This window comes from Paraburkholderia sp. A1RI-2L, assembly GCF_048957375.1.
Taxonomy (GTDB): Bacteria; Pseudomonadota; Gammaproteobacteria; order Burkholderiales; family Burkholderiaceae; genus Paraburkholderia.
This window is the reverse complement of record NZ_JARBTA010000001.1, coordinates 2,979,458-2,998,237: the sequence shown is the minus strand read 5'-3', so window position 1 is coordinate 2,998,237 and position 18,780 is coordinate 2,979,458. Positions and strand designations below refer to the sequence as shown.

Annotated in this window: 16 protein-coding genes; 7 read left to right on the top strand and 9 right to left on the bottom strand. The window is 67.6% G+C overall.

The features are described from left to right. Positions 1–4 precede the first annotated feature (4 nt). Positions 5–619, top strand: a complete 615-nt coding sequence (locus tag PWP93_RS13690; protein WP_421044841.1) for a 5-formyltetrahydrofolate cyclo-ligase — start codon at positions 5–7, stop codon at positions 617–619. A gap of 49 nt (positions 620–668) precedes the next feature. Here the strand turns inward: PWP93_RS13690 and PWP93_RS13685 are convergent, their stop codons facing one another. Continuing rightward, positions 669–1,181, bottom strand: a complete 513-nt coding sequence (locus PWP93_RS13685) for a winged helix DNA-binding protein (RefSeq protein WP_421044840.1) — start codon at positions 1,179–1,181, stop codon at positions 669–671. Between the two features lie 175 nt (positions 1,182–1,356). On the opposite strand from PWP93_RS13685, the gene pxpB reads away from it, so the two are divergent. The 5 genes from pxpB (at position 1,357) to PWP93_RS13660 (ending at position 5,836) form a co-directional block, all read left to right on the top strand. Continuing rightward, on the top strand, positions 1,357–2,049 hold the full coding sequence (gene pxpB, locus PWP93_RS13680; protein ID WP_421044839.1) for a 5-oxoprolinase subunit PxpB: 693 nt from the start codon (positions 1,357–1,359) through the stop codon (positions 2,047–2,049). After that, a complete protein-coding gene (locus tag PWP93_RS13675; protein WP_421024971.1) occupies positions 2,046–3,125 on the top strand; it encodes a biotin-dependent carboxyltransferase family protein in 1,080 nt (359 codons plus the stop codon). The genes pxpB and PWP93_RS13675 overlap by 4 nt, the downstream gene beginning before the upstream one ends. A gap of 82 nt (positions 3,126–3,207) precedes the next feature. Continuing rightward, on the top strand, positions 3,208–3,963 hold the full coding sequence (gene pxpA / locus PWP93_RS13670) for a 5-oxoprolinase subunit PxpA (RefSeq protein ID WP_421024972.1): 756 nt from the start codon (positions 3,208–3,210) through the stop codon (positions 3,961–3,963). A gap of 179 nt (positions 3,964–4,142) precedes the next feature. Further along, positions 4,143–4,886 (top strand): DUF969 domain-containing protein, encoded by a 744-nt coding sequence (locus PWP93_RS13665; RefSeq protein ID WP_421044838.1) that lies wholly within the window; start codon positions 4,143–4,145, stop codon positions 4,884–4,886. Further along, positions 4,883–5,836, top strand: coding sequence for a DUF979 domain-containing protein (locus tag PWP93_RS13660; protein ID WP_421044837.1), 954 nt, complete (start codon positions 4,883–4,885; stop codon positions 5,834–5,836). The genes PWP93_RS13665 and PWP93_RS13660 overlap by 4 nt, the downstream gene beginning before the upstream one ends. A gap of 37 nt (positions 5,837–5,873) precedes the next feature. Here the strand turns inward: PWP93_RS13660 and PWP93_RS13655 are convergent, their stop codons facing one another. After that, positions 5,874–6,704, bottom strand: a complete 831-nt coding sequence (locus PWP93_RS13655; protein WP_421044836.1) for a glycosyltransferase family 2 protein — start codon at positions 6,702–6,704, stop codon at positions 5,874–5,876. Between the two features lie 242 nt (positions 6,705–6,946). Between PWP93_RS13655 and PWP93_RS13650 the strand changes: the two genes are divergently transcribed. Continuing rightward, positions 6,947–9,064 (top strand): tetratricopeptide repeat protein, encoded by a 2,118-nt coding sequence (locus PWP93_RS13650; protein ID WP_421044835.1) that lies wholly within the window; start codon positions 6,947–6,949, stop codon positions 9,062–9,064. Here the strand turns inward: PWP93_RS13650 and PWP93_RS13645 are convergent. The 7 genes from PWP93_RS13645 to PWP93_RS13615 form a co-directional block, all read right to left on the bottom strand. Then, entirely contained in the window at positions 9,045–10,319 is a 1,275-nt protein-coding gene (locus PWP93_RS13645; RefSeq protein WP_421044834.1) for a TraB/GumN family protein, read from the bottom strand. The genes PWP93_RS13650 and PWP93_RS13645 overlap by 20 nt on opposite strands. Further along, positions 10,297–11,322 carry a peptide ABC transporter ATP-binding protein gene (locus PWP93_RS13640; protein WP_421044833.1) on the bottom strand — a complete coding sequence of 342 codons (1,026 nt, stop codon included), beginning with the start codon at positions 11,320–11,322 and terminating at the stop codon, positions 10,297–10,299. Before PWP93_RS13640 ends, PWP93_RS13645 begins: the two co-directional genes overlap by 23 nt. After that, positions 11,319–12,329: an ABC transporter ATP-binding protein gene (locus PWP93_RS13635; protein ID WP_421024979.1), complete on the bottom strand. Its 1,011-nt coding sequence runs from the start codon at positions 12,327–12,329 to the stop codon at positions 11,319–11,321. The genes PWP93_RS13640 and PWP93_RS13635 overlap by 4 nt, the downstream gene beginning before the upstream one ends. 83 nt (positions 12,330–12,412) lie before the next feature. Then, on the bottom strand, positions 12,413–13,330 hold the full coding sequence (locus PWP93_RS13630) for an ABC transporter permease subunit (protein ID WP_421045092.1): 918 nt from the start codon (positions 13,328–13,330) through the stop codon (positions 12,413–12,415). Between the two features lie 54 nt (positions 13,331–13,384). Next, positions 13,385–14,398, bottom strand: coding sequence for an ABC transporter permease subunit (locus PWP93_RS13625; RefSeq protein ID WP_421044832.1), 1,014 nt, complete (start codon positions 14,396–14,398; stop codon positions 13,385–13,387). Between the two features lie 128 nt (positions 14,399–14,526). Beyond that, positions 14,527–16,161 (bottom strand): ABC transporter substrate-binding protein, encoded by a 1,635-nt coding sequence (locus tag PWP93_RS13620; protein WP_421024981.1) that lies wholly within the window; start codon positions 16,159–16,161, stop codon positions 14,527–14,529. A 335-nt stretch (positions 16,162–16,496) separates the two neighbouring features. Next, complete coding sequence (locus PWP93_RS13615; protein WP_421044831.1) at positions 16,497–18,707, bottom strand: tetratricopeptide repeat protein; 2,211 nt, start codon at positions 18,705–18,707, stop codon at positions 16,497–16,499. Positions 18,708–18,780: the final 73 nt, after the last annotated feature.

Here is an 18,780-nt window from a genome sequence, read left to right as displayed (position 1 = left end):
CGAGGTGAACCCAAGCATAGCATGCAACCCTGCGGCCCCATCCAAAAAGGCGTGGCGTTTACGACTTCGCGCAGCCCGTCTTGAAGCGTCTGCCGACGCGCTGGCCAACGCGGCGCTGAGCGCGCATCTCGATGCCCTCGTCGGCCGTCTCGCGCCGCGTTCGATCGGCTTTTACTGGCCGTTGCCAGGCGAGTTCGATGCACGGGAATGGATTGCCTCGTGGCTCGCCGCCGACGCGTCGCGCCGCGCCGCGCTGCCCGTCATTGCCGAGCGCTATGCGCCGCTGCAGTTCTATTTCTGGTCCCCGGGCGCGCCGATGCGCGAGGGTCATCACGGCATTCCCGAACCGGAGTCCGCCGAGGCGGCGCTGCCCGATCTGCTGCTCGTGCCCTGCATGGGGTTCGACCGCGACGGCTACCGGCTCGGCTACGGCGGCGGCTATTACGACCGCACACTCGCTGCCTGGCCCGGCGCGGCGTTGCCGCTCACGGTGGGCATCGCGTATGAAGCGTGCCGCATCGACGACGGCGTGCCCGAGCGCGGCGCGCACGATCTGCCGCTCGACGCCGTGGTCACCGAAGCCGGCGCGCATCTCGTGGGGCGTCTCGCGGCGCGCTGAGCTGCGTGTCGAGTTGCGCATGCGTTGCGCGTCGAGCCGCGGCACGTGCTTAAAGCGACGCCGCGGCGCGCGCCGCCGTGTCGTAAAGTCCGGACGCATTGCGCATCAACTGCGCCGCGTCGCCGATCTGCTGATTGGTTAGGCCGCTTTCCTTGAGCGTGGCGATCAGGCAGCTCTCGCGCACGTCGCGATAGCGCATGCATAGATCGCGCCCCGCCGGCGTCACCGAAAAGAACACTTCCTTGCCGCTTTTCTCGCTCTCGACGAGGCCGCGCGCGACCAGCTTCTTGAGCGCGTAAGTGGCGACGTGCGTATCCTCGATATTGAGCACGAAGCAAATATCGGCGAGCTTCTTGCGGCGCTCGCGATGACCCACGTGATGGAGCAGCGATACCTCGACCGGCGTCATGTCCTTCGCGCCGGCCGCCGACATGCAGCGCACCATCCAGCGATTGAATGCATTGCTTGCCATGATGAGCGCGTACTCGAGCTCGGAGAGCTCGGCGCTCGCCTCGGAGACGAGATGCTCGGACGAAACGATCTTGGTCGGCTGACGCGACATGACTCAACCCTGTGGTCGAAACGGTGTGCCGCCAGTGTAGTGATGTCGCGCGCGCGTCGCGCCTGGCAGAAACGCTTATTGATAATTTATCGACAAATTGTCGAGAATGTATCCTGACAAAATCGGACGCCGGCCACGACGCCGGAGCCTGAACCGCCTGCAACCGCTTGAGACGATGAGCCATCCTGTTCCCCGTATTTACTTCCTCGGCGACGAGGCGCTCGTCTGCGAGGCCTCGCCGCCCGCCACGCTGGAGGTCCAGCGCCGCATCTGGGCCGTGGCCGCGCAGGTGCGCGGCTGGGACGCCGTGCGCGAAGTGGTGCCCGGCATGAACAATCTGACGATCACCTTCGATGCGCTTTCCACCCGCGCCAACGCACTCGCCGCCGCGCTGGAAACGGCATGGCACGACGCCGCTGGCGCGCCCGAAGCCGCCTTCGAGGGCCGCGAAGTCGAGATCCCGGTGAGCTACGGCGGCGCCGCGGGCCCCGATCTCGGCGCGGTCGCGCAGCACACCGGGCTCGCGCCCGCCGACGTCGCCGCGCGTCATGCGGCAGGCATCTACACCGTGTTCTTCCTCGGCTTTCAACCGGGCTTCGCCTATCTCGGCGGACTCGACGCCGCGCTTCACACGCCGCGCCGGCGTGCGCCGCGGCTCGCCGTCCCCGCCGGGTCAGTCGGCATCGGCGGCGAGCAGACCGGCATCTATCCGGCGCAGGCGCCCGGCGGCTGGCAGCTGATCGGCCGCACCGCCCTCACCCTCTTCGATCCCGCGCGCAATCCGCCCACGCTGCTCATGCCGGGCGACCGCGTGCGCTTCGTCATCGAGAGCATCAACGAAGCCATTCCCGAGGAGACCCACGCATGATCGAAGTGCTGCGCGCAGGTCTGCTCACCACGGTTCAGGATCTCGGCCGGCCGGGCTACCGGCATCTCGGCGTCGCCACCGGCGGCGCGCTCGATACGCTCGCGCTCGAAGTGGGCAACCGCCTCGTCGGCAACCGGCACGACGCGGCGGGGCTCGAAATCACCTTCGGCCCGGTGGCGCTGCGCTTTGCGCGCGCGACGCGCGTGGCCATCACCGGCACCGACTTTGGCGCGACGCTCGACGGCAAGCCGGTATGGTCGTGGTGGAGCCTGCCGGTCGCGGCCGGCGAAACGCTCGTGCTCAATGGCGCGAAGCGCGGCATGCGCGCCTATGTATGCGTCGCGGGCGGCATCGACGTGCTGCCGATGCTCGGCTCGCGCAGCACCGACCTCGCCGCCGGGTTCGGCGGGCTCGCGGGCCGCGCGCTCAAGGACGGCGACCGCCTCGCCACGGGAGCCTCGTTCGCGGCGGGCGGCGAGCGCGCCTCGCTTGCCGCGGGCGCGCCGCCGTTCGGCGTGAAAGCGCCGTCGCAATGCGGCTTCGCGTACCCGGACGAAGTGCCGCCGAGGCGCGGCCGCCATCCGGACGGCATGCTGTGGGCCGTCCCCGTGCGCGTGCTGCACGGTCCCGAGTACGACAGCTTCACGCCCGAGGCGCAGCGCGCCTTCTGGTCCGACGAATGGCAAGTCACGCCCAACAGCAACCGCATGGGTTATCGGCTCGAAGGCACGCCGCTCGCGCGCGAAACGCCCGCCGACCTGCTCTCGCACGCGGTGCTGCCGGGCACGATCCAGGTGCCGCCGAACGGTCAGCCCATCGTGCTGATGAGCGATGCGCAGACCACGGGCGGCTATCCGAAGATCGGCGCCGTAATCCGCGCCGATCTGTGGAAGCTCGCCCAGGTGCGGCTCACGACGGGCGTGCGCTTCATCGAGACGACGCCGGCCATCGCGCGCCGCGCGCTCGAGGAGGAACGCGCCTATCTGCGGCAGATCGATACCGCGATCGCCATGCAGGACGAGCGCCACGCGAGCCGCCGCATGCGGGCGGCGTCCGCACAGGGCTCAGGCGCATGACGCGGGCCGCGACAGCCGCGACAAGGCATTGAAGCAAGGCGCGCAGCGACACAGGGCGCGCAGCAATACGGAGAGAATCACCATGACGACCATCGATCTGAACGCCGATCTCGGCGAAGGCTGCGGCTCCGACGAGGCGCTGCTCGACCTCGTGAGCTCGGCCAACATCGCGTGCGGCTGGCACGCGGGCGGCGCCAACGCCATGCGCGAATGCGTGCGCTGGGCGGTGGACAAAGGCGTGTCGATCGGCGCGCACCCGAGCTTCAACGACCCCGAGAACTTCGGCCGCAAAGAGATGAACCTGCCCGCCGAGGAAATCTACGCGGGCGTGCTCTACCAGCTGGGCGCGCTCTCGGCGATCGCCCAGGCGGAAGGCGGCCGCATCGCGCACATGAAACCGCACGGCGCGCTCTACAACCAGGCCGCACGCGACCCGAAGATCGCCGACGCGATCGTCTCGGCCGTGCACGACTTCGATCCATCGGTGACGGTGTTCGCGCTCGCGGGCAGCGGGCTCGTCGCCGCCGTGCGCGAAGCGGGCCTCGTGGCCGTGGAGGAAGTGTTCGCCGACCGCGGCTACCGCGCCGATGGCTCGCTCGTGCCGCGCAGCGAACCGGGCGCGCTGCTCGACGACGAAGACGCCGTGCTCGCGCGCACGCTCGCGATGATCCGCGAGCAGCGCGTGCAGTCCGTGGACGGCGCGTGGGTGCCGCTCAACGCCCAGACCATCTGCCTGCACGGCGACGGGCCGCATGCGCTCGCGTTCGCGCGGCGCATCCGGGCGGCGCTCGATGACGCCGGCATCGGCGTGCGCGCGGCGGGCGTCGCCGAGGCCTGAGCGCACTGCAGGTAAACGGAATCAAGCATTACCGAAGCAAGAGCAGGGCCGACAAGAGCCGGGCAGTCAGAGCGCCGCGCCTCGCTACACGCGTCGCACGGCGTTTTATCACCGCGACTCGCTGCACATGACGCAGCGGGTCGCGGCAATAACGACGCACAAAAACTGGAGACAAAGAGATGCAGAGCATTGTCAATTTATGGCCGCTCATCGGAGTGGCCGTCATCATCGTCGGCTTTGTATTGCGCTTCAATCCGATGCTGATCGTCGCGGCGGCGGCCATCGTCACCGGCTTCGCCGCCGGGTTCCCGCCCGGCAAGATCCTCGCGGCCATCGGCACTGGCTTCATCAAGACCCGCAACCTGCCGCTCATCATCCTGCTGCCGCTCGCCGTGATCGGGCTTTCGGAGCGCCACGGCCTGCGCGAGCGCGCGCAAATCTGGATCGGCAACATCAAGGCCGCGACGGCCGGGCGTCTGTTGATCGTCTACCTGTTCGTGCGCGAGATCACCGCCGCAGTCGGGCTCACGGGGCTCGGCGGGCATCCGCAGATGGTGCGTCCGCTGATCGCGCCGATGGCCGAAGGCGCCTCCGAAAATCGCTTCGGCAAGCTTCCCGACACGGTGCGCTACAAGCTGCGCGCCTGGTCCGCCGCGACCGACAACGTGGGCCTCTTCTTCGGCGAGGACATTTTCGTGGCGTTCGGCGCGATCGTGCTGATGGTCACGCTGCTCAAGGAAGCGGGCGTCGCGGTCGAGCCGATCCACGTCGCGTTCTGGGGCATTCCCACCGCGATCTGCGCGTTCCTGATTCACGGCGCGCGGCTGTGGCTGCTCGACCGCAAGCTCGAGCGCGAGTTGGGCGGCACCCGGCGCGGCGCGCAGCGCGACGCCACGAGCCGGCAGCAAGGAGACGAGGCATGACCATCACCCTCAACTGGCTCTACTGGCTGCTCGGCATCGTGCTGCTGATCGTCGGCGGCATGATCGTGCTCGACCGCGAGCATCCGCGCCGCCTCACCGCAGGCGGCTTCTGGATCCTCTATGCGCTGATCTTTCTCGTCGGCGACCACCTTCCCGCCGAAACCGTGGGCGCGCTCGCACTCGCCATGGCGGTGATCGCCGGCTTCGGCGGCGTGACCGGCGGCAAGCCGAAGGTGCTCCCCCTCGAAACGCGGCTCGCGAGCGCGAAGCGCCTCGGCAACAAGCTCTTCGTGCCCGCGCTCACCATTCCCGCCGTCACCGTCGTGCTCACCTTCGCGGCCAGCCATCTCGTGGTGGGGGCCACGCCGCTCATCGATCCGAAAAACGTCACGCTGATCGGCTTCGGCATTGGCTGCGTGCTCGCGCTCGTGATCGCCTGCATCATCACGCGCGACAGCGTCGGCCAATCGATGCAGGAGACGCGCCGTCTCGTCGACGCGCTCTCGTGGGCCGCCGTGCTGCCGCAAATGCTCGGCATGCTCGGTCTCGTGTTCTCGGACGCGGGCGTGGGCAAGGCGGTCGCGCATGTGACTACGTCGTACATCAACATGGACCTGCGCTTCGTGGCCGTGGCGGTCTACTGCATCGGTATGGCGCTCTTCACCGTGATCATGGGCAACGGCTTCGCGGCATTCCCGGTAATGACGGGCGGCGTGGGCGTGCCCGTGCTGGTGGGCGTCTTCCACGTGAACCCGGCGATGATGGCGGCCATCGGCATGTTCTCGGGCTACTGCGGCACGCTCATGACGCCCATGGCCGCGAACTTCAACATCGTGCCCGCCGCGCTGCTGGAGTTGCCCGACAAGAACGCGGTGATCCGCGTGCAGGTGCCCACGGGGCTCGGCATTCTGGCGGCCAATATCGTGCTGCTGTACGTGCTCGGGTTCTAGGCGGGTCCGGGCGGCGCCGCGCTTCCGCCCGCGCGCTTTACCGCTCGGGCGGCGCTTTGCGCAGCGTCTCGACGAACTGCGCAAGGTGCGGGAAATGCCGCGTCACGAGCGCTTCAGGCAGGAGGTACTGCGGAAAGCCCGCCGTGGCGCTGTGCGCGTGAAGGACGTGCAGGCACAAGCCGATGTCGTCGGCAAAGTGCGCGAGGTTCGCGCCGCGTCCGAGCGCGGCCTGCAGAAACTCGCCGTCCTCATTGGACGAACCCGACTCGAACGGGCCGGCGGCCCACAGGCGCTTCGTGTAGACGTAGCTGAAGCCGTAGCCGGAATGGTTGTCGGCGAACGCCCGGTGGTCGGCGGGAAAGTTGAGCGCCGTCATCGGTTGCGGGCTCCAGTGAAAATGCAGCCCGTTCTTGTGCAGCAAGTCCCACCAGGCGAGTTGGTCGTACACGCGGCTATACAAAAAGAATGCGCTGAGCTTGACGAAATCGGCGCGGCGCTCGCTCAACTGCGCGCACATGACGCGCAGATAATCGGGCGCGTAGTATTCGCAGTCATCGAAATGGGCGATGACTTCGGCGCGTGCGAGCGCCACCGCGAGATTGCGCTTGGCACCGACGCTCATGCGCTGCGGCACGTGGCGATACACCACGCGCGCGTCGCCGAGATTCTGCATGAATGCGCTGGGCCGCTCGCTGTCGTCCACCACGATCCATTCGCAGGCCGCCAGATCCTGACGCGCGAACGACTGGTAAGCATGCGGCAGCATGGCCTCGCGCCCCCCGGTGGGCGTGATGACGCTAACGACAGGTGCCATCGGCACACCAGGCTTGCCAGGCGCGTCGGTCCTGGCCTTCGGTGAATTCGTCATGTTGCGCTCCTGGCCAGACAAAAGCTGAAAGGCTGGATGGTAGGGCCGCCTCATGTGAACCGAAATCGAATTCCCACTAAAGGCGTGTTCGCCTCGTGGGCCGCACAGGGTGTTTCGTCACCGGCCGCAGCGCTTTCGGAATTTTCTTATCGAAGCGGCAGGGCCAGATCCTTACTTTGTACGGTTCTCTCCAATTCCGGTCAGATGCGCGCCCATCGCCCCGCGCGCCCGATCGGCCTCACATGCCCATGACTTCGAACGCCGACGGTTCCTCCGCTTCCGCTGATTCCTCCCCGCCTGACGAATACGCCGAACATGCCGATTCCGGTGCGCGCCTTGCCGCCGCACTCGCAGCCCACGGCGCGGGGCGTCTTGACGAAGCACAAGCGATCTATCGCGCGCTGGTCGAGCGCGATTCGACCCATGCCGACGCCTTGCATTACTGGGGCGTGGCGCGCCACCAGCTCGGCGACCATCGTGGCGCACTCGCGCTCATGGATCGCGCGCTCGCGCACGCGCCCAACGACGCGGTCTGCTGGAGCAATCGCGGACTCGCCGCGCTCTCGCTCGGCCAGCACGAGGAAGCGGCGCACAACCTGCGCGAGGCGCTGCGCCTCGTACCCGGATTCGCCGATGCGCACAACAACCTCGGGCTCGCGCTGCGCGAAGCGGGCGACCTCGCGGGAGCCGAGCGCCACTGCCGTGCGGCGCTCGCGCTGGCGCCGGCGTCCGTGAACGCGCAGGTGAACCTGGGCAGCGTGCTCGCGAAGCTCGGGCGCGGCGAGGAGGCGCTCGCCTGCTATCGCGAAGCGCTTGCGCTCGCGCCCGCCGACGCCGCCATTCACTTCAACCTCGGCAACGCGCAGCGCGCACTCGGCGACGACGCTGCCGCCATCGTTCACTACCGCCAGGCCGTCGAGCTGGCGCCCGGCTACGCGGCCGCCTGGGTGAATCTCGGCACCACGCTCGGCCAGACCGGCGACTATCGGGCCGCGGAAACGTGCTATCGCAGGGCCGTGGAGCTGGAGCCGAACGCGGCGAATCTCGTGTGCCTCGGCGCTTCGCTGGGCGCGCAAGGGCGCAACGACGAGGAAGCGCCCTACTACCAGCGCGCGATCGAGATCGACCCGCAAAACGCCGACGCGCGCCAGAACCTCGTCTGGCTCAAGCTCAAGCGCGGCGAGTATCGCGAAGGCTGGGCCGAGTATGCTCGGCGCTGGCGCGCCTGCGATTACGCGCCGTTCGACATTGAAGGCATCGCCGAGTGGCAAGGCGAGCCGCTCGACGGCAAGCGCCTCTTGCTCGTGCACGAGCAGGGCTTCGGCGACCAGATCCAGTTCGTGCGCTACGCGAGCGTGCTTGCCGCGCGCGGCGCAAGCGTGGACGTCTGCGTGCCGCAGACCCTGCAGTTGCTCGCGCAGTCGGTGCCGGGCGTGCACCGCGCCTGGACCGGCACGCCCGCGGGCGACTACGACTACTGGCTATACGTGATGAGTGCCCCGTCCGCGTGCGGCACCGAACTCCACACGGTTCCGGCCACGGTGCCCTATCTCTTTGCACGCGACGTCGACATTCAGGCGTGGAAGCCGCGCGTGCAGGCCGCGATGCTCGCGGACCTCGCGCGCCAGGCCGGCAAAGCCCCGCCCCCGCCCCCGGCCCCGCTGGCCGCGCTAGAAGCAGTCGCCAAACCAACCGGTGCGACTAATGCGACCCATGCGACCGGCGCGGCAAGCACGCCCGGTCGCTTGCGCAAGCCCGCTGGCTACCGCAACATCGGCCTCGTCTGGGGCGGCAATCCCAGCTTCTATAACGACCACAACCGCTCGGTGGCGCTGGCGGCATTCCAGCCGCTCTTCACGCTGGAGAAAATCAGCTGGTTCTCGCTGCAAAAGGGCGAAGCGGCCCGCGCGCAGCTTGCGGCGCTGGCCGGCGGCGCACCGGTCCATGACTTCAGCGACGATCTGCGCGACTTCGGAGACACGGCCGCGCTCATCATGAATCTCGATCTCGTGATTGCCGTGGATACCTCGGTCGCGCATCTGGCCGGCGCGCTTGGCAAGCCGGTCTGGATCCTCGTGCCCGCGAACGGCGAATGGCGCTGGCTCGAAAAGCGCGCGGACTCGCCGTGGTACCCCACGGCGCGGCTGTTCCGCCAGCGCGAAGTGGGTAACTGGCAACCGGCGCTCGAAGAACTGCGCGAGGCGCTCGCCGAAAAACCCGGGCGCGTGACAGGCACCAGTGGCGCAAGCGGCAAAAGCGGCGCAAGCAGCGCAGGCGCGCGCAAGTCCGCGCACAAAGCGCGCAAGGCAACCGGGTTGCCCATCAACGAAGAGCTGGACCTCAGCCCGGATCGACGGTGAAGCCGCGCTGCCGCAGCAACTGGAGCACGCCGTTGCGTCCGCCCAGGTGCAGCGCGCCGACTGCCACGAAGAGCGGCTTGTTGGGCGCGGTATACAGTTGCATGCGCGCGACGAAGCGGCGGTTGCGCTCGTAGACGATGCGGTTATCCACCGACGCCGCCACGCGCGGGTCGTGCGCGAGCTTTTCGGTGTGGGCGGCATCCCAGGCCGCGATTGCGTCGGCGTCGCCGAGGCGCCACAGGCGCAACAGCGTCTGCACGTCTGCGACGTTTTGCGCGGGCGTTTGCGCGAGATCCTGCGCGAGCATCTCGCGCTGCTGCGCAAGCGTGAGGTGAGTGAACGCGCGCATCTGCTCAGCCAGCGTTTCCAGCCCAACCACGCGCCGCCCCTTCAGGCGCAGGTACACGTTCTGCAACTGCGCCTCGGTACCGTACTCGGTCTGCAAACCCGCGCTCAGCGAATCGTAGGTTTCCACCAGCAGCGAGGCGAGCCACGGTTTCATCTTGCGGATCTCGGCGAGCGCCTCGGGATTGCCGCGCAAGCGCGCCGCGAGCTTCGCCCAGAGCGGATCGGGCAGCAGCTGTTGCAGGCAGGGCTTGCGGCACACGCCATATTTCGAGACGTCGTCCTGCGAGACGAGCAGGTCATCGGGCGAAAGTTCGAGCGCAAGCGTGGGCGAGGCGTTGAGCGCCGCGAGGATCGGCGCACGGAACGGCTGGTTCGGCGGATAGTCGGCGGGGTCGCCCACGTGCAGCGTGCCGAGCAGATAAATGGTGGTGGTGCCGCGCGTGGCGACATAGAACGGCATGCGTGCCGGCTGCGTGCGCACCGGACCGCCCGCCGTCGTACCCGATGCGTAGCTCGGCATGGGCGGCGGCGAGTGGAAGCCCGGCAGGCCGCCGCCCGAAGGCTGGCCTGGCGCGGGAACGGCAGGATGCACGCCGGGGACATTGGCGACGGTGGCGGCCGCATACGCGCTGGGCATGAACGCGCGCAGCGGCCGGTCGAGCGACGGCCCGAACGTAACGGCCAGCGCAAGCGCCGTTGCCAGCGCCGCGCGCAGCCATGAGCGCGCCCGCGCGAACGCAGCGGCGAACGCCGCTGCAATTGCTCGCGCAAGCCCCCGTGAAAGCGCGCCGCCCGCCCGCAGGCGGCCCCGGTTTTGCATCGTCGATGCGGCGCGACGGCCGCCCTTTGGCTTGCGGCGCGCAAACCGGCGCGCCGCCGTTACTTCAGGCCGGCATGGGCCGCCCATCTTCTTCCCCCACCTCCTCAGCACGATGGCAGGATACCTGACGCCCATCCACTTCGCGTAAAACCGGCACTTCCTTGCGGCACCGTTCGACCGCATACGGACAACGCTGATGGAAAGTGCAGCCCGAAGGCGGGTTCAGCGGCGAAGGCAGCTCGCCCTCCAGCTTGATCTTCACGCGCCGGTCCGCTTCGAAGATCGCGGGCGTCGCCGAAAGCAGCGAGCGCGTGTACGGATGGCGCGGCCGCCCGATCACCGTGTGCTTGTCGCCAAGTTCGGCCACGCCGCCCAGGTACATCACCATCACGTCGTCGGCGATATGCTCGACCACGGCCAGGTTGTGCGAAATGAACACGTAGCTGGTGCGGAACTGCTCCTGCAGATCCATGAACAGATTGAGGATCTGCGCCTGGATCGACACGTCGAGCGCGGACACCGGCTCGTCGGCCACCACGATCTGCGGGTCGAGGATCATCGCGCGCGCAATGGCGACACGCTGACGCTGGCCGCCGGAGAACATGTGCGGATAGCGCTTCGCATGCTCGGGCCGCAGGCCCACGATGCGCATCATGTGCGCGATGCGGTCGGCGCGCTCGCTCGCCGTGAGCTTGGTGTTGATCGCGAGCGGCTCGCCGAGCGTCTGCTCGACGGTCTTGCGCGGATTGAGCGAGGCGAACGGGTTCTGGAACACCATCTGCACGCGGCGGCGCAGCGCGGCGATCTTCTCGTGGCTCGCGTGCGCGACGTCCTCGCCGTCGATGGTCAGCTTGCCCGAGGTGGGCGGCTCGATCATCGTGAGCTGGCGCGCGAGCGTGGACTTGCCGCAGCCCGACTCGCCCACCACCGCGAGCGTGCGCCCGCGCGTGAGCGAGAACGACACGCCATTGAGCGCCTTCACGGTGCCCGTGCCGAACATGCCGCGCTTCACGCTGTAGTGCTTCTTGAGGTTGTCCGCGACGAGTACTTTGTCATCCTCGCGAGCCGCGGATTGCTGGACTGCGTTCATCGCGCGCCTCCGTTGGATTGAGTCAGGGCCACGTTCAGCGGCTTGATGCAGCGCACCTGCGCGTAGCCGGCGCTCTGGTCGGCGCGATCGGCGACTGGATCGAGCGCCGGCCGCGCCTTCATGCAGCCGTCCACCACGTACTTGCAGCGCGGCGCGAACAGGCATCCGCCCGGCCGGTCGTCGCGGCCGGGCACCATGCCGGGCAGCGCGGCCAGACGCATGGCCCCCTTGTTGTGCTCGGGGATCGCGGCGAGCAGCGCCTCCGTGTACGGATGGTGCGGCTTGGCGAAGATATCGGGCACGCGGTTGGTCTCGATGATCTCGCCCGCGTACATCACGGCCACGCGTTGCGCGACTTCGGAGACCACGGCCAGATCGTGCGAGATCAGCACGAGCGCCATGCCGCGCTCCTTCTGCAACTGCACGAGCAGCGCCATGATCTGCGCCTGGATGGTCACGTCGAGCGCCGTGGTGGGCTCGTCGGCGATCAGGAGCTTCGGGTTGCAGGCCACGGCCATCGCGATCATCACGCGCTGGTTCATGCCCCCCGACATCTGGTGCGGAAAGTTGTCGATGCGGTTCTTCGCGTCGGGAATGCCCACCTGGTCGAGCAATTCCAAAGCGCGCGCATGGAGCGCGGAACCGCGCAGGCCCTCATGCAGCTTGAGCACTTCCTTGATCTGATAGCCGACCGTGTAGCTCGGATTCAGGCTCGTGAGCGCGTCCTGGAACACCATGGCGATGTCCTTGCCCACGATGCGGCGGCGCTCCTTGCCGGTGGCGTTGAGCAGGTCGCGGCCATCGAAGGTGATGGAGTCGGCGCTCACCTTGCCGGGCGCATCGATGAGGCCCATCAGCGCCATCATCGTCACGCTCTTGCCCGAGCCCGATTCGCCGACGATGCCGAGCACTTCGCCCGGCGCCACCGAGAGATTCACGCGGTCGACGGCGGGCAAGCCGTTGAAGTTCACCGCCAGATTGCGGATGTTCAGTAGTTCTTTCGTCATGTCAGTCCTCGCCGGGCCGCCCCAAGAGGACTGACGCCCCCGCGGGGGGCAGCGACTGTAAGGAGCGTGGGGGTCGTTTTCATTCAGGCCATCCGCTTGAGCTTGGGATCGAGTGCATCGCGCAGCCCGTCGCCGAGCAGATTGATCGCGAGCACCGAGATCAGGATGGAAAGGCCGGGCATCGTGACGATCCACCAGGCGCTGTCGATATAGTCGCGCGCCGAAGCGAGCATCGCGCCCCACTCCGCAGCGGGCGGCTGCACGCCGAGGCCGAGAAAGCCCAGCGCGGCAGCATCGAGAATCGCCGAGCTGAAGCCGAGCGTCGCCTGCACGATCAGCGGCGCGGTGCAGTTGGGCAGCACCTGCGAGAACATCAGCCGCAGCGTGCCGGCGCCGGCCACGCGCGAGGCGGTCACGTACTCCTTATGCAGTTCGCCGAGCGCCGAGCCGCGCGTCAGACGCACGTAACCGGGCAGCGCGACGATGGCGATCGCGAACATGGTGTTCGTGAGGCCCGGGCCGATGATCGCGACCACGGCCACCGCGAGCAGGAGCGAAGGCAGCGCGAGCAGCACGTCCATCAGGCGCATGATCGGCGTGTCGGCCCACTTCTCGAAGAACGCGGCCACGAGCCCGAGCACGATGCCCGGAATCAGCGCGAGCATCACCGAGACGCAGCCGATCCACAGCGACAGGCGCGCGCCGAACATCAGGCGCGATAGGATGTCGCGGCCCGCTTCGTCGGTGCCGAGAATGAACTTCCAGTTGCCGCCGTCGAGCCAGGCGGGCGGGATCTTCACGAAATCGCGGTACTGCTCGACGGGGCTGTGCGGCGCGATCAGCGGCGCGAGGACCGCGATGACGATCAGCGCGAGCACGATGATGCCGGCGCCCACGGCGCCCTTGTTGCGCGAGAAGTTCGCCCAGAATTCGCGCAGCACGAGCGCGCGGCCCGAGGGCGGCGTGACGGCGCGGGGCACGCTGTTCTGAATGTCAGCCATCATGCCTCCACGGTTCGATGAATGGATTGAAGGGTTTGCATCGTCATGGCGTGATTACCTCGTATGTCGAATGCGCGGATTGAGCACGCCGTACAGCAAATCGACGAACAGGTTCACGACAATCACGAGCGTCGCGATCATGAGAATGCCGCCCTGCACCACCGGATAGTCGCGCCGGCTGATCGCGTCGATCAGCCATTTGCCGATGCCGGGCCAGGAGAACAGCGTCTCGGTGAGCACCGCCCCGGCCAGCAGCGTGCCGACCTGCAGGCCGATCACGGTCACCACGGGAATCAGCGCGTTGCGCAGCGCGTGCACGACGATCACGCGCACGGGCGAGAGGCCCTTGGCGCGCGCGGTGCGGATGTAGTCCTCGCGCAGCACTTCGAGCATGGACGAGCGCGTCATGCGCGCGACCACGGCCAGCGGAATCGTGCCGAGCACGATGGCGGGCAGGATCAGATGCGAGAGCACCGACTTGAACGCGCCTTCGTCGGTGCCTGGCAGCAGCGAATCGATCAGCATGAAGCCGGTGACGTGCGGAATGTCGTATTCGACGGCGATGCGTCCCGACACCGGCGTCCAGCCGAGCTTCGACGAAAACACCATGATGAGAATGAGGCCCCACCAGAAGATCGGCATCGAATAGCCGGTGAGCGCGGTGCCCATCACGCCGTGATCAACGACGGTGCCGCGCCTCAGGGCCGCGAACACGCCGGCGGGCAGGCCCACGGCGAGCGCGAAGATGAGCGCGCACAGTGAAAGTTCGACGGTGGCCGGAAAGCGCGCGAGGAACTCGCCCATCACACTGGTGTTGGTGATGATCGACGTGCCGAGGTTGCCGTGCAGCGCGCGCCACACATAGTGCACGTACTGCATCGGCAGCGGCTCGTCGAGCCCGAGGCGGTGCATGGCCTCGGCGTGCATTTGGGGATCGACGCCGCGCTCGCCCATCATCACTTCGATGGGGTCGCCCGGAATCAGGTGGATGAGCGCGAACGCAAGCAGCGTAATACCGATGAAGGTGGGTATCACCATGCCGATGCGGCGCAATACGAAGCGGAACATGTGACGTTCCCCCTTAAAGCCTGAAATGAAACGCAACCGGCGACAGGGGCTCGTGACCCCGGTCGCCGGACCATTTTCGCGGGCCTTGCGTGTGTGCGAAGGCCGCGCGAAAAACTACCCGATAGACATTACTGCATGCCGACGCCGTCGAAGCGCGCATAGCCGAGCGGCTCGATGCGCATGTCGGTCACCTTCTTGCTGACCGGCTGATAGACGGTTGAGTGGGCGATCGGCGAGAACGGCAGTTGCTGCGCGAAGATCTGCTGCGCCTGAATGTAGAGATTCGTGCGCACCGCCTGCGCCGAGCTCTGGCGGCCCTTCTGGACCAACTCGTCGAACGGCTTGTAGCACCACTTGCTGAAGTTGTTGCCGTTCACGGCCTCGCAGCCGAGCAGCGTGCCGAGCCAGTTGTCGGGGTCGCCGTTGTCGCCCGTCCAGCCGATCAGCATCGAGTCGTCCTCGCCCGCGTGCGCGCGCTTGATGTACTCGCCCCACTCGTACGTGACGATCTTCGCCTTCACGCCGATCTTGGCCCAGTCGGCCTGGATCATCTCGGCCATCAGGCGTGCGTTCGGGTTGTAGGCGCGCTGCACGGGCATGGCCCAGAGCGTCATCTCGAAGCCGTTGGACAAGCCGGCCTTCGCGAGCAGCGCCTTGGCCTTCGCCGGATCGTACGGCTGCGCCTTCAGCGTCTTGTCGTAGGACCATTGCGTGGGCGGCATCGGGTTGGTCGCGGCCTGGCCCGCGCCTTGATACACCGACTCGATGATCGCCTTCTTGTTGATCGCCATGTCGAGCGCCTGACGCACTTCGAGCTTGTCCATCGGCTTGTGCTCGACGTTGTACGACAGGTAGCCGAGGTTGAAGCCCGGCTGCGAAGGCATCGCGATGTTCGGATCGGCCTTCAGCGGCGCGATGTCGGCGGGACGCGGATAGCTCATCACCTGGCATTCGTCGCGCTTCAACTTCTGCACGCGCACGCTCGCATCGGGCGTGATCGAGAAGATCAGCTTCGAGAGCTTCACCGCACCCGGCTTCCAATAGTCAGGATTGCCATCGAAACGGATGGTTGCGTCCTTCGTATAGCTCTTGAAGATGAACGGCCCCGTGCCGACCGGGTACTGATTGATGTCGGCGGCCTTGCCGGCCTTCATCAGTTGATCCGCGTATTCAGCCGAGAGAATCGAGGCGAACTCCATCGCCATGTTCTGGATGAACGGCGCGTTCGGTTCGTTGAGCGTGAACTTCACCGTGTACGGGTCGACCTTCTCGACCTTCGCGATGAGTTTATCCAGGCCCATGTCGGTGAAGTACGGGAACGACACCGGGTACGCCTTGCGGAACGCGTTGTTCGTGTTGAGCATGCGGTCGAACGTGAACACGACGTCGTCGGCGTTGAATTCGCGCGTGGGCTTGAAGTACGCCGTGGTCTGGAACTTCACGCCATGGCGCAGATGGAACGTGTAGGTCTTGCCATCAGGGGAAACATCCCACGATTGTGCGAGACCCGGTTCGACCTTGGTGCCGCCGCGCTCGAACTCGACGAGGCGGTTGTAGACGGTGAACGTGGCCGCGGTGAAGTCGACGCCCGTCGTGTATTGGGCGGAGTCGAAGCCAGCGGGGCTGCCTTCCGAGCAGTACACGAGCGTCTTGTTCGGGATGCTGCCTGCGGCGTGCGCGACGGTGGCCCCCGCAATCGATGCCGCTGCGAGCGCCACGAGCGACGTCATTCGCGCGGCACGCAACAGATTGTTTTCTTTCATGTTTCCTCCAGTTCGGTGCCGGCCTGAGCCAGCGTAGCGCGATCTTACTTGAGCACCGCCTGCGCTCACAAGCCGGCCAAAATGACCATCACGCAGGAAATGCCTGGTTGACAGGCTTGCTGCGGGCGGCTTCCCGGGCAATCCGCAGGCCGTGGCCGCTCATGTTCTTCTCATCTCCCGCTTGTGTCCCGCCTGTGTCCCACTTTTGCCCGCGACCGTCCGCTGAAGCACGATAGCGCGCCGTCATTTCGCTTGCGGTTTCCCTGGCCGCCGGCCCGGATGCTGGCGCTGGCGCGCTGTCCAGGTTCGGCTTCGACTGGCTTTCGGCGGCAGTATCAACCATCGTTCACCGGCTGCGCGCGAGCGCACCAGTCGCGCCACATGAGGCGGTACGCGGCTTCCATGTTGCGCGCGAAGCGTTCTCCGTCCATCAGCGGCGAGGCCGCCATGCGCGGGCGCAGGCTCGCGCGCAGCGCGGCGAGGCGTGCCGGATCGCGCGCGAGCGAGATCACGAGTTCGACATAGGCGGCATCGGTATGCGCGGCCAGCTCCGCCAGCCCCAGGTTGGCGAGCAGCGAAAGGCCCGCGCGGCCCGCCGCCGAGCGGCCCACGCGCGTGGGCACGGGCACGCCCATCCAGAGCGCATCGAGGCTCGTGGTATGGCCGTTGTAGGGAAACGTGTCGAGCGCGAGATCGACTTGCGCCCAGGTGAGCAGATAGTCCTCACGCGGCTGAAAGCCCACGAAGCGCACGCGCGCCGCATCGACGCCATGGGCCGCGAGGCGCGCCAGGAGCCGCTCGCGCGCGGCGCCGGGCGGCGCCATCAGCACGAGCCGCGCCGTGGGCAGCGCCGCGAACACGCCCGACCAGAGCGCGAAGGTGGCGTCGGTGAGCTTGCAGGGGTTGTTCAGGCAGCCGAACGTGATGGAGCCGTCGTGCCCCTTGGCCAGCATCGGCAAGCCATTGACCTCGATGCCGGGCGCGAGCGCGTCGTAGCACCAGAACGAGTCGGGCAGGCGCAGCGAGCGCTCGGTGTACTGATCGTCCACGCCCGGCGCACCGGGCGGGTCGAGCCACGGATCGGTGAGCCGCCAGCCGATGGCCGCGCTGCCCGTGGTGCCCGGGTAAGCGAGCCACGCCACCTGCACCGGCGCGGGCCGCCGCGCGAACATGAGACGGCGCGCGCCGTTCATGTGCATCGTCAGGTCCACGAGGATGTCGATGCGATCGTCGTGAATCTGCTGCGCGAGCCGCGCATTGTCGAGCTCGCGCACGTCGCGCCAGCGATCTGCGTGGGCGGCGAGGCGCGCCGTCACCTCGTCGGGTTGCGCGACGCTCGAATAGCAGACGATCTCGAACGCCGCGTGATCGTGATGCTGGAACAGCGGCGTCGTGAACAGCATCTGGCAGTGGTTGCGAAAGTCCGGCGAGACATAGCCGATGCGCAGCCGCCTTCCCGCATCGGGCGTGGTCGCATGCGCAACTGGTTGCGCGAGCAAGGCCGCTTCGTGCTGCCGCGAGAGCTGCTCCGCAGCGGCGCGGATCGCGCGGCCGTCCTCGGTCGCGAACATCAGCCCGTAGACGGCGTTGCTGTGCGCGCCGATGTTGCCGGGCTCGCGCGCGAGCGCTTCGCGATAGCACGCGAGCGCCGCCTCGATCGCGCCCGCGTACTTGTGCGCGTTGCCCAGATTGCTCCACGCGTTGGCGAAAGCCGGCTTCAGTTCGAGGGCGCGCGTGAAGCACGCATGTGCGTCGTCGATGCGCGAAAGATCCACGAACACATTGCCGAGGTTGTTCCACGCCGACGCGTCGTCGGGCGCGAGTTCGAGCGCGCGCTCCAATACCACCTGGGCCTCGGCCTCGCGGCCGCAGGCCCGCAGCAGGCAGCCGAGATTCGTGAGCACATTGGACGATTCGGGCGTGAGCGTGCGGGCGTGCTCGAGCACTGCCTGCGCCTCGCCCGTGCGCCTGAGCGCGATCAGGACGTTTGCGAGATTGTTCCACGCGTTCACGGACCCCGGGTCCAGCGCGACCGCGCGGCGCAGCGGCGCCTCCGCGCGTGCTGCTTCGCCGCTCGCCAACAGGGTGCTGCCGTAGTTGTAGTGCGCCCCTGCGTAGTCGGGAGCGAGCGCGAGTGCACGCTCGAAGGCTGCGAGCGCGCGCGGGAAGTCGCCCTGGCTCACATGGAGGTTCGCGAGGTTGTTCAGCGCGATCGAAAAATCGGGCTTGAGCGCGAGCGCGCGCTCGAGCGCCGCGAATGCGCCTTGCGCCTCGGTGGCCGCGTCATGGGTGAGCCCGAGGCTCACGAGAAAGTAGGGGTCTTCGCGCACCGCGAGCGCGCGCTCGATCAGCGCGCGCGCCGCGAACCGGTCGCGCGCCGTTTCGAGGATGCCGGCGAGATGCAAGGCGTCGGCATCGCGCGCATTGGCCGCGATCAGCCGCCCGCAGCGCGCGCGTGCCTCGTCCAGCGCGCCGGCACGCCACGCGGCGAGCGCATCGGCGAAAGTGCCGGCTTGCGAAGGGGTTTCGGGAATGGAAGTCGTCATGCGCAAAGGCCTGCCGCGCACGACGCATGCCATGGCGTGATCACGCGGGTAAAAACCCTCGATTATCGGCACC

Bases quoted from the DNA above. Each gene is read 5' to 3' on its own strand.
- PWP93_RS13685 (WP_421044840.1), bottom strand. From the start codon at position 1,181: ATGTCGCGTCAGCCGACCAAGATCGTTTCGTCCGAGCATCTCGTCTCC.
- pxpB (WP_421044839.1), top strand. From the start codon at position 1,357: ATGAGCCATCCTGTTCCCCGTATTTACTTCCTCGGCGACGAGGCGCTC.
- PWP93_RS13675 (WP_421024971.1), top strand. From the start codon at position 2,046: ATGATCGAAGTGCTGCGCGCAGGTCTGCTCACCACGGTTCAGGATCTC.
- pxpA (WP_421024972.1), top strand. From the start codon at position 3,208: ATGACGACCATCGATCTGAACGCCGATCTCGGCGAAGGCTGCGGCTCC.
- PWP93_RS13665 (WP_421044838.1), top strand. From the start codon at position 4,143: ATGCAGAGCATTGTCAATTTATGGCCGCTCATCGGAGTGGCCGTCATC.
- PWP93_RS13660 (WP_421044837.1), top strand. From the start codon at position 4,883: ATGACCATCACCCTCAACTGGCTCTACTGGCTGCTCGGCATCGTGCTG.
- PWP93_RS13655 (WP_421044836.1), bottom strand. From the start codon at position 6,704: ATGACGAATTCACCGAAGGCCAGGACCGACGCGCCTGGCAAGCCTGGT.
- PWP93_RS13650 (WP_421044835.1), top strand. From the start codon at position 6,947: ATGCCCATGACTTCGAACGCCGACGGTTCCTCCGCTTCCGCTGATTCC.
- PWP93_RS13645 (WP_421044834.1), bottom strand. From the start codon at position 10,319: ATGGGCGGCCCATGCCGGCCTGAAGTAACGGCGGCGCGCCGGTTTGCG.
- PWP93_RS13640 (WP_421044833.1), bottom strand. From the start codon at position 11,322: ATGAACGCAGTCCAGCAATCCGCGGCTCGCGAGGATGACAAAGTACTC.
- PWP93_RS13635 (WP_421024979.1), bottom strand. From the start codon at position 12,329: ATGACGAAAGAACTACTGAACATCCGCAATCTGGCGGTGAACTTCAAC.
- PWP93_RS13630 (WP_421045092.1), bottom strand. From the start codon at position 13,330: ATGGCTGACATTCAGAACAGCGTGCCCCGCGCCGTCACGCCGCCCTCG.
- PWP93_RS13625 (WP_421044832.1), bottom strand. From the start codon at position 14,398: ATGTTCCGCTTCGTATTGCGCCGCATCGGCATGGTGATACCCACCTTC.
- PWP93_RS13620 (WP_421024981.1), bottom strand. From the start codon at position 16,161: ATGAAAGAAAACAATCTGTTGCGTGCCGCGCGAATGACGTCGCTCGTG.
- PWP93_RS13615 (WP_421044831.1), bottom strand. From the start codon at position 18,707: ATGACGACTTCCATTCCCGAAACCCCTTCGCAAGCCGGCACTTTCGCC.